The organism is Micromonospora sp. WMMD812 (genome assembly GCF_027497215.1).
Taxonomy (GTDB): Bacteria; Actinomycetota; Actinomycetes; order Mycobacteriales; family Micromonosporaceae; genus Micromonospora.
The window spans coordinates 4,571,811-4,588,096 of the sequence record NZ_CP114904.1 but is presented as its reverse complement, the minus strand read 5'-3'; the positions used below and the strand labels follow the sequence as shown (position 1 = coordinate 4,588,096).

12 protein-coding genes and 1 riboswitch are annotated in these 16,286 nt (G+C 72.6%); of the genes, 7 read left to right on the top strand and 5 right to left on the bottom strand.

Annotated features, from left to right (window positions below; translation table 11 throughout):
• Entirely contained in the window at nt 1-1,440 is a 1,440-nt protein-coding gene (locus O7603_RS21135; RefSeq protein WP_281571535.1) for a serine/threonine-protein kinase, read from the top strand.
• Nucleotides 1,437-3,251: a Stk1 family PASTA domain-containing Ser/Thr kinase gene (gene pknB / locus O7603_RS21130; RefSeq protein WP_281571534.1), complete on the top strand. Its 1,815-nt coding sequence runs from the start codon at nt 1,437-1,439 to the stop codon at nt 3,249-3,251. Before O7603_RS21135 ends, pknB begins: the two co-directional genes overlap by 4 nt.
• A gap of 200 nt (nt 3,252-3,451) precedes the next feature.
• On the opposite strand, the gene O7603_RS21125 is transcribed toward pknB, so the two are convergent.
• From O7603_RS21125 to O7603_RS21110, 4 genes are read right to left on the bottom strand one after another with little or no spacing between them, the layout of a single operon-like run.
• Nucleotides 3,452-4,102 (bottom strand): aminodeoxychorismate/anthranilate synthase component II, encoded by a 651-nt coding sequence (locus O7603_RS21125; RefSeq protein WP_281571533.1) that lies wholly within the window; start codon nt 4,100-4,102, stop codon nt 3,452-3,454.
• A gap of 4 nt (nt 4,103-4,106) precedes the next feature.
• A complete protein-coding gene (locus tag O7603_RS21120; RefSeq protein WP_281571532.1) occupies nt 4,107-4,397 on the bottom strand; it encodes a hypothetical protein in 291 nt (96 codons plus the stop codon).
• A gap of 6 nt (nt 4,398-4,403) precedes the next feature.
• Entirely contained in the window at nt 4,404-6,335 is a 1,932-nt protein-coding gene (locus O7603_RS21115; protein ID WP_281571531.1) for a class E sortase, read from the bottom strand.
• Entirely contained in the window at nt 6,332-7,132 is an 801-nt protein-coding gene (locus tag O7603_RS21110; RefSeq protein WP_281571530.1) for a DUF881 domain-containing protein, read from the bottom strand. Before O7603_RS21110 ends, O7603_RS21115 begins: the two co-directional genes overlap by 4 nt.
• Before the next feature lie 218 nt (nt 7,133-7,350).
• Between O7603_RS21110 and O7603_RS21105 the strand changes: the two genes are divergently transcribed.
• From O7603_RS21105 to O7603_RS21085, 5 genes are all read left to right on the top strand, one after another.
• On the top strand, nt 7,351-7,614 hold the full coding sequence (locus O7603_RS21105) for a cell division protein CrgA (RefSeq protein ID WP_281571529.1): 264 nt from the start codon (nt 7,351-7,353) through the stop codon (nt 7,612-7,614).
• 306 nt (nt 7,615-7,920) lie between these two features.
• Nucleotides 7,921-10,119, top strand: a complete 2,199-nt coding sequence (locus O7603_RS21100; protein ID WP_281571528.1) for a (Fe-S)-binding protein — start codon at nt 7,921-7,923, stop codon at nt 10,117-10,119.
• A gap of 226 nt (nt 10,120-10,345) precedes the next feature.
• A complete protein-coding gene (locus tag O7603_RS21095) occupies nt 10,346-11,659 on the top strand; it encodes a hemolysin family protein (RefSeq protein WP_281576753.1) in 1,314 nt (437 codons plus the stop codon).
• Nucleotides 11,652-12,653 (top strand): hemolysin family protein, encoded by a 1,002-nt coding sequence (locus O7603_RS21090; RefSeq protein ID WP_281571527.1) that lies wholly within the window; start codon nt 11,652-11,654, stop codon nt 12,651-12,653. Before O7603_RS21095 ends, O7603_RS21090 begins: the two co-directional genes overlap by 8 nt.
• Nucleotides 12,654-12,835: 182 nt before the next feature.
• On the top strand, nt 12,836-13,834 hold the full coding sequence (locus O7603_RS21085; RefSeq protein WP_281571526.1) for a C40 family peptidase: 999 nt from the start codon (nt 12,836-12,838) through the stop codon (nt 13,832-13,834).
• 54 nt (nt 13,835-13,888) lie between these two features.
• Here the strand turns inward: O7603_RS21085 and O7603_RS21080 are convergent, their stop codons facing one another.
• Complete coding sequence (locus O7603_RS21080; protein WP_281571525.1) at nt 13,889-15,904, bottom strand: peptidoglycan recognition family protein; 2,016 nt, start codon at nt 15,902-15,904, stop codon at nt 13,889-13,891.
• 240 nt (nt 15,905-16,144) lie between these two features.
• A riboswitch (cyclic di-AMP (ydaO/yuaA leader) is annotated at nt 16,145-16,281 on the top strand.
• The last annotated feature ends 5 nt before the right edge of the window (nt 16,282-16,286 follow it).

Below are 16,286 nucleotides of genomic sequence, written 5' to 3'. Positions count from 1 at the left end.
ATGCTGAGCCCCGGTGTCCAGCTCGGCAACCGCTACCGGCTCGACGAGCGGATCGCCAGCGGCGGCATGGGCGACGTCTGGCGCGGCACCGACCAGGTGCTCGGCCGGACGGTCGCGGTGAAGAGCCTGCTCCCGGCGCTGCTGGACGAGCCGGGCTTCGCCGAGCGGTTCCGCGGCGAGGCCCGCACCATGGCCACCATCAACCACCCGGGCGTGGTCGACGTCTACGACTTCGGCAACGACCAGCAGATCGCCTTCCTGGTGATGGAGTACGTCGAGGGCGACGCGCTGTCCGCCACGCTGAGCCGCGTCGGCCGGCTCACCCCGGCCCGCACCATGGCGCTGGTCGCCCAGGCGGCCGACGCGCTGCACGCCGCGCACGAGAAGGGCATCGTCCACCGCGACGTCAAGCCGGGCAACCTGCTCGTGCGGCCGAACGGCACGCTGGTGCTCACCGACTTCGGCATCGCCCGCTCCGACCTGGTGGGCCAGCTCACCGCCGCCGGCTCGGTGCTCGGCACCGCCTCGTACATCGCACCGGAGCAGGCCACCGGCGGGGTGGCGACGCCGGCTTCCGACGTCTACGCGCTCGGCGTGGTCGCGTACCAGTGCCTCGCCGGCCGCCGCCCGTTCGAGGGTGACAACCCGCTCGAGATCGCCATGCGGCACGTCCAGGAGACGCCCCGCCCGCTGCCGGCCGACATCCCGCCGCAGGTCCGGGCCGTGGTCGAACGGGCCATGGCCAAGGATCCGGCCGCCCGGTGGCCGAGCGCGGCGGCGCTCGCCGGGGTGGCCCGCCAGATCAAGGTGGCGCTCTCCCAGCAGGCCCGCGCCGGCGGCCAGGCCCGGCCGATCTCCGGCGCCCCGGCCTCGCCGGCCGCCCCGGGCCGCGCACAGGTGCCGTCCGCGCAGCAGTCGCACCCGCCGGCGGCCCCCTCCCGGCCGCCCGTCGCCGCGCCGGCGCGTCCTGCGGCCACGGCGCCCCGCCCCACCACGGCGGCGCCGGGCCAGCCGCCGCGGCCGACCGTGGTCGCCCCGGCCGCGGGCCAGTCCCGGCCGCCGGTGGCCCAGGCCGGCTACCCGCGCGGCGCCGCCGCGGTGCCGCCGACCCCGACCCGGCACGACCCGCCGCCGGCGTACGCCCGGCAGGCCGGCCCCGCGATGCCGGCGCCAAATGCAGGTCGGTCCCGGCCCGGAATGGTGCTCGTCGCCATCCTCCTGGCCGTACTGGTCCTGCTCTGCTCCGGCGTGATTTCCTACAACCTGCGGAAGAATGCGCTGTCCGGTGAACCCGGAGCGCCCACTCCGCGGACCGTGACGTCCGGCGCGCTGCGGCCCGACGGACGCGACGATCTGAGCCAGACGTCGTACCGTCGGGAGGAGCGGCTCCGGCAGGTAAGCGGCAAGACGACGACGAGCGAAGGACGACAGACGCGATGACAGCGCAGGCCCGCCTGCTCGGTGGCAGGTACCAGGTCGGCGAGCTGCTCGGCTATGGCGGCATGGCCGAGGTGCACCGCGGTCGCGACCTCCGGCTCGGTCGGGACGTCGCGATCAAGATGCTCCGGACCGACCTGGCCCGGGACGCGACCTTCCAGATGCGGTTCCGTCGGGAGGCGCAGAACGCCGCGTCGCTGAACCACCCGGCGATCGTGGCCGTCTACGACACCGGCGAGGAGACCGCGCCGACCGGCGAGACGCTGCCGTTCATCGTCATGGAGTTCGTGAACGGGCGGACCCTCAAGGAGGTGCTCGGCGCCGAGGGGCGGCTCCAGCCCCGGCGGGCGCTGGAGATCTGCGCCGACATGTGCGCGGCCCTGGAGTTCAGCCACCGGCACGGGATCATCCACCGGGACATCAAGCCCGGCAACGTCATGCTGACCCAGACCGGTCAGGTCAAGGTCATGGACTTCGGCATCGCCCGGGCCCTGGCGAGCGGCGCCACCACCATGACGCAGACCAGCGCGGTCATCGGCACGGCCCAGTACCTGTCGCCCGAGCAGGCCCGGGGCGAGGCCGTCGACGCCCGCTCCGACGTGTACGCGGCCGGCTGCGTGCTCTTCGAGCTGCTCTGCGGTCACCCGCCGTTCGTCGGGGACAGTCCGGTCAGTGTCGCCTACCAGCACGTACGGGAGGCGCCGCCGACGCCGAGCGACATCAACCCGGACGTCAACCCCGCAGTCGACGCGATCGTGCTCAAGGCGCTCTCCAAGAACCCGCTCAACCGCTACCAGAGCGCCGGCGAGATGCGGGCGGATCTGCTCCGCGCCGCCGCCGGCCGGCCGGTGCTGGCCACCCCGGTGATGCGCGAGCAGGAGACCATGCCGATGGCTCCGGCCGCGGGGGCGGCCGGTTACCCGGCCGGTGGCGGTGCCGCCCCGCCCACCCGGCAGATCCCGGCCCGGGTCGGTGACCCGCGCCGCCGCAAGGCGTCGTCCTGGCTGATCGCCACGTTCGCCGCGGTCGGTGTGCTGGCGGTGATCGCCCTCGTCGCCGCGCTGCTGTGGAGCCAGCAGGACGACAAGCAGGTCAGCGTCCCGACGGTGACCGGCCTGACCCAGCAGCAGGCCTTCGCCGAGATCCAGAAGGCGGGCCTCGCTGCGCAGGCCGGCGACCAGGTCTTCAACGCCACCTGCGAAAAGGGCAAGGTCGTCGCGCAGAACCCGGTCCCGAACACCCGGCTGGAGCCGAGTCGAACGGTGACCGTCCAGGTCTGCGCCGGCCCCAACGTGAAGCAGTTCCCCAATGTGGTCGGCTCTTCCTTCGAGAACGCCAAGGAGCTGCTGGAGGGGCAGGGCTACAAGGTTGCCAAGCCGGTCGAGAAGGACAGCCCGAAGGAAGCGGGCACGGTCATCGCGTCGTCACCCGAGGCCGGGAAGCAGGTAGCCGAAGGGGCCGAGGTGACCTTGACCGTCTCCAAGGGCAACGTGGGCGAGGTGCCTAGGGTGATCGGCTCCACCGAGGACGACGCGCGGGAGGAGCTCGAGGACGCCGGCTACCGGGTCTCGGTCCGCCCCGGTGACGAGGTGCCTGCGGATCAGGCCGGCCGGGTCCAGCGGCAGAACCCCGAGCCCGGCAAGGAGCTCGCCAAGGGCAAGACGGTGACGATCGAGGTCGGCATCCCCGAGCCCGAAGCGCCGCCGACCAGCGGCACGCCGACGCCGACGCCGACCACCTCGCCGACGACGCCGGGCACCGGCGGGGGCTTCCCGCTCCCCGGCAAGACACCGATCTGGTTCCCCGAGGACTGATCACCCGCCAACCCCGCTGCCGCCCTCGCGCGGCGGCGGGGCGGTCCACCGCGGTGCGGGGGACCCACCGCAGTGCGGGCGCAGTGCGGGCGGGTCCACCGCGATCTTGCAGTTTCTGCCCTCAGTTCGGGCGGTCTTGTCCCATTTTGTCGGGGCGCAAAGTGCAAGATCGCGGGTGCCGCGGGTGCCGCGGGGGTGGGTCAGGTGGTGGCGAAGGCGGCTCGGCGGCGGGCGTCCACCTCGGCGGCCAGCGCCGGTGCCCGCTCCAGCGCCTCCGGGTGGCCGCAGCCGGCGAGCCAGTTCGCGAGCATCACGTGCCCGCCCTCGGTGAGCACCGACTCCGGGTGGAACTGCACACCCTCGATCGGGAGGCTGCGGTGGCGCATCGCCATCACCACGCCCGACCCCGTCCAGCCGGTGACCTCCAGCTCGGCCGGCAGAGTGTCGGGCAGCACCGCGAGCGAGTGGTAGCGGGTCGCGGTGAACGGGTCCGGCAGGCCGGCGAGCACGCCGACCGACTGGTGCCGTACCTCCGAGGTCTTGCCGTGCAGCAGTTCCGGAGCGCGGGCCACGGTCGCGCCGAACGCCTCGCCGATCGCCTGATGGCCGAGGCAGACGCCGAAGATCGGCAGCTCGCCCGCGTAGCGCCGGACGACGTCCAGGCAGATGCCGGCCCGGTCGGGGCTGCCCGGCCCGGGCGAGAGCAGGATGCCGGCAGCTCCGACCCGCCCCACCTCGTCGACGTCGATCTCGTCGTTGCGCCGGACCTCGCAGTCCACACCGAGCTGGCCCAGGTACTGCACCAGGTTGAAGACGAACGAGTCGTAGTTGTCGATCACGAGGACGCGCATCGGCTCACCGGCTCGGAGACGCGGGCGGGGTGTTGTTCCGCTCGGTGTCGTACGGCAGGTCGTGCTCGTCGCCGGGCGGCGCGTCACCCGGCTCGTTGCCCGGGATCACGTCGCCGGCCGGATCGGTCAGGTCGGCGTCCTGGCTGACCTGCACGTCGTCGAAGGGCAGCAGCGGCTCGGCCCACGGGAAGACCACGTACCAGAGCAGGGCCACCGTGGCGGCGGCGAGCAGCACCGACCCGCCCAGCTTGCCGACCAGTCCGAACGGGAGCTTGCGCCAGATCCACAAGTACATCGCCGGTCAGCCCCCCAGCTCCGGCGGGCGACCCGCCGACTTCGGCTGGGTGCGGTCCAGTTCGGCGTGGATGATAAGCCGCTGATAGTTGTCGAACTTCGGGTTGCACGTGGTGAGGGTGAGCATCCGCTTGCTGGCCTTCTCGCCGGGCTTGCCCGGCACCGGCGCGACCACCTCGACCTGGGTCGGCTTGACGATCCGGGTCTGCGAGACCTTGTAGATGTACCAGTCGGTCTTGCTCTCGACCACGATCGCGTCGCCGTTGTCCAGCTCGTCCAGGCGCCAGAAGGTGGCCCGGTTCCGGTGTCCGGCGACGGAGAAGTTGCCCACCTGGCCCGGCAGCGCGCTCTTCGGGTAGTGACCCGGGGCGTACCGGATGTCGGCCTGCGTGACGCCCTCGACCACGACCCAGTTCTTGTCGAGCTTCGGGATGTAGAGCCCGGCGATCGGCTTGCCGTGCACCGGCGTCACCGGCTTGGCCGACGGGGTGGCGCTGGTCGAGGGGGAGACCGTCGGGTCGCCCGTCGGGCCCCACGCCTGCGCCAACTGCTCGCTCAGGTCGTTCTGGTGGGCGTCCACGATCGCCGACTTGCCCCAGACCTCGTAGCCCGCGAAGAGGAGCACCACCAGGCCGAAGGTGATCAGCACCTCGCCGGTGACCCGTACGCCGCTGCGCAGCCGGGAGGCGAGCGAGGGCCGGGTCAGCTCGGAGTAGACGCTCTTGTAGCCCTCGCCGTGCTGTTCCGGGCGCAGCTGCACCACACGCTCGCCCCGCCGGGGGCGCGGCGGCTCGGCATCCTCGGTGCCGGCCGGGTCGTCGGTCTCCGGCGCCTTCGGCACCGCGCCCATCAGCGCGGTGGAGTCGAGGGCCGGGTGTCGGGTCGGGGCGGCGGGCACGGCCGGGATCACGGCGGTCGCCGACGGATCGGCGGCCGGGGAGACCGGAGCGGCGGGACCGCCGCCGGAGGCGGTGGAGGTCCGTTCGGCCCGTCGGGCTACCTGGGGCATGAACGCCGTCGGCGCGTCCGCGGCGCTCGCCGGGACGCCGGCGGCCCGGGACGCGGACTCGTCCGTCGGGGACGCGGACCGAGGTAGGGCCGGGCCGGGCGATCCGGCGCCGGCCGCAGCGGTGGTGGGGCGGGTCGGCAGGCCGTTGTCGAACGATCCGGAACCGGCCGAAGCCGTGGTGGGGCGGGCCGGGAGGTCGCCGGGCGCGGCCGGCCGGACCGGGAGGTCGGCGGAACCCGGGTGGCGCGCCTCGCCCGGCGCGCCGGCCCACTGCCGGTGGTCACCGGGGGACGCCGCCCGCGGCGGCGCGCTGGACGGCCGGTCCGAGGGCTCGCCCGCCGGTCGGGTCGGGAAGTCGGTCGGGGCGGCCGGTCGGGTCGCGCCGGGCCACGGCGGCGGCGCGGTGGCCGGGCCGCCGGCGGGCGTGGTACGCCGGGTCGGCTCGCCGGTGGCCGGGCCGCCGGTGGGCGTGGCACGGCGGGTCGGCTCGCCGGTGGGCGCGGCGGGGCGGGCGGGACCGGCGCCAGACGGCGACGCCGTGTCGGGGGTGAACCAGCCGGGGTTCGCGGAGCGGGACGGGTCCCCGGGACCGGCGGACTGGGCCGGCGCCGCGTTCGTGCCCGAGCGGGCAGCCGGCTCCGGGCCGAACGGCGACCGGGCGGCCGACTCCGGGGCGAACGAGGGTCGGGCGGGCGACTGCGGGCTGATCGGCGGTCGGGCCGGATCGGGGCCGGTCGGCGGTTGGGCCGCCCGCTGCGGCGTGGTCGGGGACGGCGAAGGTGGCGTGCGCGGCGGCAGCACCGGGTCGGGCCAGCCGCTCCGGCCGGAACGCTGCGCGGTCGGCTCGGGGCGGTCGACCTTCGGCAGGAGGGCCGTCGGGTCGTCGCTCTGATCGCGGTGCCGGCCGTCGGGCCGGTCTTCGGTGCTCACTTAGCCACCGCCGCCGAGCGCAGGGCGGTCGAATCCCCGAACGCCGGAACGGTCACCGTGGAGGCGTTCTCCCGATAGCCGAGCTGGTAGTGGTCGACCGCGTCCTTGAACCACCGGACTCCCTCAGACTCGGCGAGCGCCTTCTGCATGGCTGCGGGATCGCCGATCGCTACGATCTTGAATGGGGGGGAGTACACCCGACCGTGCAGCAGCAGGGTGTTACCGACGCAGCGTACCGCGCTCGTGGCGAGCACGCGGACGTTCATGATTGACATGGCCTCGGCTCCGCCGGCCCAGAGCGCGTTCACCACCGCTTGGACGTCCCCCTGGTGGACCACCAGGTCGTCGTTGCTCACCCCTTCGGGCAGTTGGTCGCGCCGGGGCGCGTCGTTCAGCTCGACCGTCACGCCGGGGCCGGTCAGCGCGGTGAAGCCGGCCGACTGCCGGGTGGCCAGGGCCCGGTCCTGCTGGGCCTTGATCGGGCCGTCCTGCTCGCCCAGCGCGGTCGTCCGCTCCTCGACGTCCTGGCGGAGTGCCGCCGCGCGCTCCTCGCTCGCGGCCACCTGCTCGCGCCGTTCCTCGATCAACTGGTTGAGCTGCGGACGCCGGTCCTCACGCAGGGCGGTGCCACCCGCGGTGGTCGCGGTGGTGGTGAAGAGCAGCCCGGCCGCGGCCGCGATCAGCGGCACCCCGATCGACCAGCCCGCCCGTCGCTGCCGCGCTCGCCGCGGCAGCAGCCCGGCGACGGCGCGGCGGAGCACCTTCTGCCAGGAGGCAGCGCCGGATGTGTACTCCACCGACCGTTCCTTCCCGTCGTGTCGCGTCGGCCCGAACGGGCGCGGGGACCCGAACAGTCCCACTCTTTTCGGTCACTTAGCGCATCGGCCTGACCCCATTCGTGGCTTGGGCGGGCCTTCCGGACTACGCTAGCTGTCGAACATTATTGGCCATGGACCGTCGCCTCCGCGCCCGGTTGTCAGGCCGGACGAGGTCGTAACCCCCTCTGGAGAGCGTCGTGCCCAAGTCTCAGGTCCGCAAGAAGAAGGTGTACACCCCGCCGACGGACGTGCGCCCGACGGCCACGGCGGCGACGCGCAAGCCTAGCCCGGTCTGGCTGCCGATCACGGCGGTCGCGCTCATCGTCGGTGGCATCGGCTGGCTGGTGATCTACTACCTGTCCGAGCAGGAGTACCCGGTCATGTCGTGGGGTTACTGGAACCTCGCGGTGGGCTTCGGCGCGATGGTCACCTCTCTGATCCTGCTCTCCCGCTGGCGCTGATCCCGGCCCCGCGCCCGGTGGCCACGGCCGCCGCGCCCGGGGCCTGACCATGTCACTCGACGCCGCCCCTGCCCGGCAGTTCCGGGCAGGGCCCCCTATGGTGTGCGCAGGGCGGCGTGGCCTGGTGCGAGAAGACTCACGTTACTGCTGGGTAACCTTGCGCGTAGGCTGCACTGCATGACCGAGCGGAGCGAGGTCATCGACCGGACCGGTCGAGGGTGCGGCAGCGGCGACTCGCCGATCGTGCCCTGACCGGGCCACGGTCGCCGAGCCGCTCGACAGGCAGCAGACCGGGAGGCCAACTCGATGGGCAGCGTCCAGATCGTCGCCACGATCCTCGCGGCCGCCATCACCGCCGTGGCGGTGGGGCTTGCGGTACGCGCGGTCCTGCAGATGACGGCAGTCATCCGGCTGGGTCAGCCCGCGCCGGAGCGGTTCGCCGACAAGGGCGCCCGGACGAAGACGATGCTGGTGGAGACCGCCGGCCACACCCGGATGCTCAAGTGGAGCGTGGTGGGCGCGGCGCACTGGTTCGTGATGGTCGGGTTCATCGTGCTGTCGCTGCTGGTGCTCGAGGCGTACTTCGAGGTGGTCAGCACCCGCGGCGAGCTGCCGATCATCGGCCACTGGACGATCTTCGGTCTGGCCACCGAGGTCATCGGGGTGCTCGGCCTGGTCGGCATCCTCGTGCTGATGGCCATCCGGCTGCGAAACCGGCCCAACCGCCCGGGCGGCCGTTCCCGGTTCACCGGCTCGACCATGTGGCAGGGCTACTTCGTCGAGTGGGTCGTGCTGCTGGTCCTGATCTTCGGCTTCCTGATCCGCGGCTTCAAGGTCGCCACGGACCACTTCGACTACCCGGTCTGGGCCACCCCGGTCAGCCACGCGGTCGGCAACGTCCTGCCCGACTGGGAGGCGGGCGTGAGCGTCGCCGCGCTCATCAAGATCGCCATTTCGATGACCTGGCTCATCGTGATCTCGCTGAACGTCACCATGGGCGTCGCGTGGCACCGGTTCCTGGCGTTCCCCAACATCTTCTTCAAGCGCGAGCCGGCCAAGCCCGGCGGCTCCGGTCTCGGCCCGCTGCGGCCGATGATGAGCGACGGCAAGCCGCTCGACTTCGAGGAGGCCGACCCGGAGAAGGACCAGTTCGGTGTCGCCCAGGTGGAGCAGTTCACCTGGAAGGGCCTGCTCGACTTCAGCACCTGCACCGAGTGCGGCCGCTGCCAGTCGCAGTGCCCGGCCTGGAACACCGGCAAGCCGCTGTCTCCGAAGCTGCTCGTGCTGAGCCTGCGCGACCACGCGTACGCGAAGGCGCCGTACATGCTGGCCGGTGGCGGCAAGGACCTGACCGGTGAGGAGAAGGCGACCGCCGCGCAGCTCGCCCACGTCGACGTGCTCGCCCTGGCGGAGGCCGACAAGCCGCTGATCGGCACCGCCGAGGAGGGCGGGATCATCGACCCGGACGTGCTCTGGTCCTGCACCACCTGCGGCGCCTGCGTCGAGCAGTGCCCGGTCGACATCGAGCACGTGGACCACATCGTCGACATGCGCCGCTACCAGGTGCTGATCGAGTCGAGCTTCCCCTCGGAGGCCGGCGTCATGCTCCGCAACCTGGAGAACAAGGGCAACCCGTGGGGCGCCCCGCAGAACACCCGCGAGGACTGGACCAAGGGCCTCGACTTCGAGGTGCCCCGGGTCGGCGAGGTCGACGACTTCGAGTACCTCTTCTGGGTCGGCTGCGCCGGCGCGTTCGAGGACCGGGCGAAGAAGACCACCCGGGCCGTCGCCACGCTGCTGAACGAGGCCGGCGTCTCCTTCGCCATCCTGGGCGAGGGCGAGACCTGCTCGGGTGACCCGGCCCGCCGGATCGGCAACGAGTTCGTCTTCCAGATGCTCGCCCAGCAGAACGTGGAAACGCTCAACGAGGCGTTCGAGGGCCGGGAGAAGACCAAGCGCAAGATCGTCGCCACCTGCCCGCACTGCTTCAACACCCTCGGCAACGAGTACGGGCAGCTCGGCGGCGAGTTCGAGGTCGTACACCACACGCAGCTGCTGGCCCACCTGGTCGCCACCGGCAAGCTCACCCCGGTGCAGCCCGTCGACGGCGGCGTCACCTACCACGACCCGTGCTACCTGGGCCGGCACAACCGGGTGTTCGCCCCGCCGCGCGAGGTGCTGGGTACCGCCGTCGAGGGCGAACTCACCGAGATGCCGCGCAACAGCGAGCGCTCCTTCTGCTGCGGCGCCGGCGGCGCCCGGATGTGGATGGAGGAGAAGATCGGCAAGCGGATCAACGTGGAGCGGGTCGAGGAGGCCATGGCCACGGGGGCGAAGACCGTCGCCGTCGGCTGCCCGTTCTGCTCGACGATGCTCAGCGACGGCGTCAACGGCAAGGGCGCCGGCGAGCAGGTCGAGGTGATCGACGTGGCCAGCGTGCTGCTGCGCTCGGTGAAGCCGGAGCAGGCGCAGGGCGACAAGGAGGCCGAGCCGGTCGCCGGCTGAGCCGCGTACCGCAGATTTCACCCGCCCGATGGCGGTGGCACCGGATGCCACCGCCGTCGGCTTTTTCGTCGGCGGCGATCCCGGGCGACAGCCCTGATCCGGCAGCGGTACGCGGGCACCCGGTCGGGCGAAGTAGGCCGCGCGGGCACTCGTGCCCCTGGTGCCGCCGTGGAACAATCGCGCCCGAGGTGAGGCGATCATCGATGCCCTGCTCCTGACCACGCTGCTGCCCCTGGTCGGCTTCGCTGCGCTGACCATGGGTAACGCGTTCTTCGTCGCGGCGGAGTTCGCGCTGGTCACGGTGGACCGGGCCGAGATCGACCGGCGGGCCGAGGGCGGCGACGCCGCGGCGTCCGCCGTCCGTCGGGCGCTGCGGGAACTCTCGTTCCAGCTGTCCGGCGCACAACTCGGCATCACCATCACCGCGCTCCTCACCGGCTACCTGGCCGAGCCCGCGCTGGCCCGCCTCTTCCTGCCGCTGTTGCGGCCGGTCGCCGGGGACGCGGCCGAGCGGTTCACCCCGTTTCTCTCCCTGGCGCTGGCCACCCTGATCTCCATGCTCGTCGGCGAACTGGTCCCGAAGAACCTCGCGCTGGCCCGGCCGATGCCGACCGCGCTGGCGACCGCCGGTCCGATGCGTGGTTTCTCCCGTACGTTCGGCTGGTTGATCCGGGCGCTCAACGGGTCGGCGAACCGGCTGGTCCGGGTGCTCGGCGTGGAGCCGCAGGAGGAGTTGGCGAGTGCCCGCTCGCCGGAGGAGCTGGGTCTGCTGGCGGCCATCTCGGCCCGGGCCGGCGCCCTGCCCCCGGACACCGCGATGCTGCTGCGCCGGACCATCCGGTTCGGCGACAAGCGGGCCGCCGAGGCGATGACCCCCCGGGTCGACGTGGTCGCGCTGCGCGCGTCCGCGAGCGTGGCCGAGCTGCTGACCCTCTCCCAGGCGACCGGGCGCACCCGCTTCCCGGTCTACGAGGAGACCCTGGACCTGGTCACCGGCGTGGCCGGGGTCCCCGACGCGCTCGGCGTGCCGCCGGACCGCCGGGCCACCACCGTGGTCGGCTCGGTGGCCCGCGAGCCGGTGTACGTGCCGGAGAGCCTGGACCTCGACGGGGTGCTCGCGGCGCTCCGGGCCGCCGGCGCCGACCTGGCCATCGTGGTCGACGAGTACGGCGGCACCGACGGGGTCGTCAGCGTCGAGGACCTGGTGGAGGAGCTGGTCGGGGAGATCGCCGACGAGTTCGACCCGGCGGCGGTGGTGGACGCCGGGCCGGTCGAGCTGACCGTGCCGGGTGGCGAGCGCACGCTCCTCGTCGACGGCGTGCTGCGCTCCGACGAGCTGGCCGAGCGGACGGGGTTCCGGCTGCCCGAGGGGCCGTACGAGACGCTGGCCGGCTTCCTGATGGCCCGGCTGGGGCACATCCCGGTGGCCGGCGAGACGGTCGAGGCGGGCCGCTGGGAGTTCACCGTGGTCGAGGTCGAGCGGCACCGCGTCGAACAGGTCCGGGTGCTCCGCCCGGAGGAGCCGGACGACGATGGCTGAGCTGCTGCTGACCGTGCTGCTGCTGCTCGGCAACGGGTTCTTCGTGGGCAGCGAGTTCGCGCTGATCGCGTCGCGTCGGACGGTGCTGGAACCGCTCGCCGCCACCTCCCAGCGGGCCCGCTGGGCGCTCTCGGCGATGAACCAGATCCCGCTGATGATCGCCGGCGCGCAGCTCGGCATCACGATCTGCTCCCTGGGGCTCGGGGCGATCGCCGAGCCCGCCGTGGCCCACCTGCTGGAGTCGCCGTTCCACGCCGTCGGGCTGCCGGAGCGCGCGGTGCACCCGGTGGCCTTCGTGCTCGCCCTCGGCGTGGTGGTCTTCCTGCACACCGTGGTCGGCGAGATGGTGCCGAAGAACATCACCCTGGCCGGGCCGGAGCCGTCCGCGCTGTGGCTGGGACCGGCGATGCTCGCCTTCTGCGTGGCCACGAAGCCGCTGCTGCTCGCGATGAAGTGGGCCGCGCGCCGGGTGCTGCGCCTCTGGCGGATCGAGGCGACCGAGGCGGTGAAGACGGTCTTCACCGCCGAGGAACTGGCCGGGCTGGTCGCACAGGCCCGTACGGAGGGGCTGTTGGACGCCGAGGAGCACGCGCGGATCACCGGCGCCCTCGCCCTGCACGCCCGGACAGCGGCCGACGCCCTGCGGCCGTGGTCGACGGTGGTGACCGTCGCCGAGGACGTCTCGCCCGCCTCGCTGGAGGTGCTGGCGACCCGGACCGGCCGGTCCCGCTTCCCGGTGGTGCAGCGGGAAGCGCGCCGCGTGCTCGGGTTCGTGCACGTCAAGGACGTGCTCGGATACGCCGGACCGGCCCGGCGGGCGCCGGTGCCCCCCGAGGTCTACCGGCCGCTGGCGGTCGTACCGCCGGACCGGACGCTGGCGGATCTGCTGCTCGCCATGCGGCGCGAGCGGCGGCACATGGTGCTGGTCAGCGACGGCCGGCGACCGCTCGGCGTGGTGACGCTCGACGACGTATTGACCGCCATCGTCGGCTGAACGTTGAACACCCTTGGTACGCAAGCTGTTGCGCCAGCGTGACGGCGCGCGCGCTCGCCTTGATTCCGCTCCGGCGCTTCCCTATCGTGGGGCACCGACCGCTGTGGGTCGTCTGCCTCGCTCCTTCCCCTCGGCGAGGCGCCCGGCGGTCGGTTGCAAAGGAGTCGGTGCCGGTGGCAACCATGCCCCCCCATCGTCACGCACCGGGACGGTCTGCCCGTCCGGGTGGCCTGCGCCGGGTCGCCCACCGCCTGCTCACGCTGGTCGCCGCCGCGGCCGTCGGCGCCGGCATGCTGGCCCTGCCGGCGCACGCCGCACCCACGGTCGACGAGATCGAGGCGCAGATCGACAAGCAGTGGGAGCAGTTGGAGCCCACGATCGAGCAGTACAACAAGGTGCGGGCGCAGCTGAAGGTCAACCGTCAGAAGTCGGCGAACCTGCAGAAGAAGATCGAGCCGCTGGCGCTGCAGAGCGAGCTCGCGATGACCCGGGTCGGCGACCTCGCCTCCCGCTACTACATCGACGGCCCGTCCCAGGAGATCGGCGCGCTGCTGGTCAGCGCCAAGCCGGACACCCTGACCGAGCAGCTCACCCTCCTCGACCGCCTGGCCAGGCAGGAGCGCAAGGAGGTCGAGGGTGTGCTCAAGGTCCGCGCGAAGTACGACGGGGAGAAGCAGAAGCTGGACGCGCTGATCGCCACCCAGGTGAAGCAGCAGAACGAGCTGGCGGCGAAGAAGAAGAAGATCGACGCCGAGATCAAGCGGCTCGAGAAGTTGCTGCCGGTCACCACCGTCAAGACGGCGGCGTGCCCGACCGTCAACGGCGTGGTCAGCACGGCGGCCCGAACCGCCATCAAGACCGCCTGCGGCAAGGTCGGCAAGCCGTACGTCTGGGGGGCAACCGGCCCGAACTCGTTCGACTGCTCCGGCCTGACCCAGTACGCCTACAAGGCCGCGGGCATCTCCCTGACGCACTTCACCGGCGCCCAGTGGAACGAGGGCAAGGCGATCCCCCGCTCCGAGGCGCGCCCCGGTGACCTGGTCTTCTTCTTCAGCGACCTGCACCATGTGGGCCTCTACCTCGGCAACGACCAGATGGTGCACGCACCACGGGCCGGTAAACCGGTTCAGGTGGCGAGCATCAACAACATGCCGGTCGCCGGCTTCCGACGACCTGGCTGATCCACCGCGTACGACGAGGGCCCCCGGTCGACTGACCGGGGGCCCTCGCGTGTGTTATCGGGGTGCGCCCAGCGGGCTCGGGAGGACCAGGACGTCGTCCAGGTTGACGTACATGATCCGGTGGCCGAACTGGATCTGGGCGTACCGCAGCTCACCCCGGACGACGGTCCAGTCGCCCGGCGACGACCCGTCGAAGGTGACCGCCCGGTAGTACTCGCTCGGCACGATCCCACCCAGCGCGTACCGCTGCCCGGCGGCGAAGGTGTACTGCAACGGCGAGATCGTCTGGTACGGCACCCCGGCCGGGTAGGCGGCCTGCTCCGGGTAGGCCCGCCCGTAGACGGGGATGGTGGCCCTCCCCGGCCTCGGCGTCACGACGAACCCGGTGGCCCACTTCGCGGTCCGCGCGGAGGCGGGGTTGTGGAACCACGCCTTCTGGCCGAGGTACCAGATCGCCGTCCAGTCGCCACTTACCTCAGCCACCGCGTACGTCTGCCCGGCCGAGGCGCGGGCACCGTGGTCGGAGATGTACATCGTGTCCGGCGAGCCGTCCGGTCGCTTGCCGAGGTCGTTGACCAGCGGCGCGTCGTGGCTCGGCGCGCTGTGCAGGACAACCGCGGACGAGCCGCGCAGCGGGCAGGGCTCGGCCGGCGGCGGCGGGGTCGGCACGCCGGGCGGCTGCTGGTTGCAGCCCTGGAACGCGGGCCGGTGGGTGGCGAAGTCCGGATCGATGGTGACCAGGCCGGTACGCGCCGTGCCGGTGCTGCGGAAGGGCGCCCGGAGCAGGTCGAAGTAGTGCGACCAGTCCCAGTACGGACCGGGGTCCCAGTGCATCCCGGCGACCGTGGAGGCCACGGTGCCGGGGACGTTGTCGTGCCCGATGATGTGCTGCCGGTCCAGCGGGATGTTGAACCGCAGCGCCAGGTACCGCACCAGCTTGGCCGAGGTGCGGTACATCGCCTCGGTGTACCAGGTGCCGTGGCCGGCGAAGCCCTCGTGCTCGATGCCGATGGACTTGGCGTTGACGTACCAGTTGCCGGCCTGCCAGCCGACGTCCTTGGCCTTGACGTGCTGGGCCACGTGCCCGTCCACCGAGCGCAACGTGTAGTGCCAGCCGAGGTAGTCGGCCCGCTGCACCAGGCCGACGCTCGGACCGTAGTAGCCCTCGGTGTCGTGGATGACGATGTACTCGATCTTCTGCTGCGCTGGGCGGTTGCCCAGGTCGTGGTTTCCGTAGTCGCCGGCGCCGGGGCCGTACTTCTCGTACGGCGCCGGGATCCACTCGCAGCCGAGGCCGATCGGGCACTCCAGTCCGTCCGGCCGCTCGGCGCGGCGCAGGTCGAGCCGGTGCAGTCCGCTCGCGTCCGGGTTGACCGCCCGGGCGGCGAGGGTCACCTGGTGTCCGTCGTCGGTGCGCCGGCTCGCGCCGGAGCGGATCTGGTCGTACACCTCGTCGGCGAAGGCCGTCGCGGTCTCCTCCGTGTCGGCGCCGGAGTAGCGGGCGACCGCCCCGTACCAGGCCGCCGGGTCGCTCGCCGCGCCGACCGGGCCGCCCAGGTCCCTCTGGTACGCGGCGAGCAGCGCGGCGCCACCCCGGATGTTGGCGGCCGGATCGGAGCGGAGTTCGTCGGCGCTGGCGCCGGTGAGCGTGGCGGCGGCCGGGAGGGTCCGCGTCGCTGCGGCCGGCGGGGCGTCGGACGCCGGCCGGACGGCCGGCGGGGCGACCGCGAGCGGGCGGGACTCGTCGCCGCGCGGGTCCTCGTGCTCGTCGACGTGGAATCCGGCGGGTCCGGACGCGACGTGCGCGGCGTCGGTGAGGTGCAACGGACCGTAGCCGCCGCTGGTACTCGGTGTGCCGGCGTGGGTGTCCCAGCGGGACTCCAGGTAGGAGACGCCGAGCAGGACGGCCTCCGGCACGCCATACTCGGCCGCCGCCTCGGCGTACTGCCGCTGGCGCTCGTCGGGCGGCGCGGCGGTGGCCGGGCCGCCGCCGAGTGGTGCGGCGGTGGCGGCGACCACCGCGGCGGCGAGCAGGGCGCGTCTGCTCCTCGTCAGGGCTGAAACAGGCATCGAACCCCCCAGGTCGGACGGGTGAAGGTGGGGTCACCTTCGCCCCGCCGCGAGCGCCGCGTCAATACCTTTCCATTTATCGACATGTTCGGTAGAAAACCTTCGACACGCGCACCGGGTGTGCGTCCCCGGCCCTGGGTACGGAGTGTCACGGCCCGACGGGTTGCGGATCTATAACGAGCGTCTCTACTCTGGTCATTCGTCGGCCCGGCAGCAGGTCCGTCCAACCCGGGCGGTAACGGTCCGACACCGCCGAGTCGCTCGCTGAGCGAGCCGGGGACCCAGGTTCCTCGGGGTGAATCCGCAGCCACTGCGGTAGGGCGCCCACTTCCCGCCCGAACCCGTCAGCTAACCCGGTAGGCGGTCAGGAAGAAGGAGTACG

What these genes read in the sequence shown, in the direction of transcription:
- O7603_RS21120 (WP_281571532.1), bottom strand. Translation starts at nt 4,397, where the DNA reads ATGTACTTGTGGATCTGGCGCAAGCTCCCGTTCGGACTGGTCGGCAAG.
- O7603_RS21100 (WP_281571528.1), top strand. Translation starts at nt 7,921, where the DNA reads ATGGGCAGCGTCCAGATCGTCGCCACGATCCTCGCGGCCGCCATCACC.
- O7603_RS21135 (WP_281571535.1), top strand. Translation starts at nt 1, where the DNA reads ATGCTGAGCCCCGGTGTCCAGCTCGGCAACCGCTACCGGCTCGACGAG.
- O7603_RS21125 (WP_281571533.1), bottom strand. Translation starts at nt 4,102, where the DNA reads ATGCGCGTCCTCGTGATCGACAACTACGACTCGTTCGTCTTCAACCTG.
- O7603_RS21090 (WP_281571527.1), top strand. Translation starts at nt 11,652, where the DNA reads ATGGCTGAGCTGCTGCTGACCGTGCTGCTGCTGCTCGGCAACGGGTTC.
- O7603_RS21085 (WP_281571526.1), top strand. Translation starts at nt 12,836, where the DNA reads ATGCCCCCCCATCGTCACGCACCGGGACGGTCTGCCCGTCCGGGTGGC.
- pknB (WP_281571534.1), top strand. Translation starts at nt 1,437, where the DNA reads ATGACAGCGCAGGCCCGCCTGCTCGGTGGCAGGTACCAGGTCGGCGAG.
- O7603_RS21080 (WP_281571525.1), bottom strand. Translation starts at nt 15,904, where the DNA reads ATGCCTGTTTCAGCCCTGACGAGGAGCAGACGCGCCCTGCTCGCCGCC.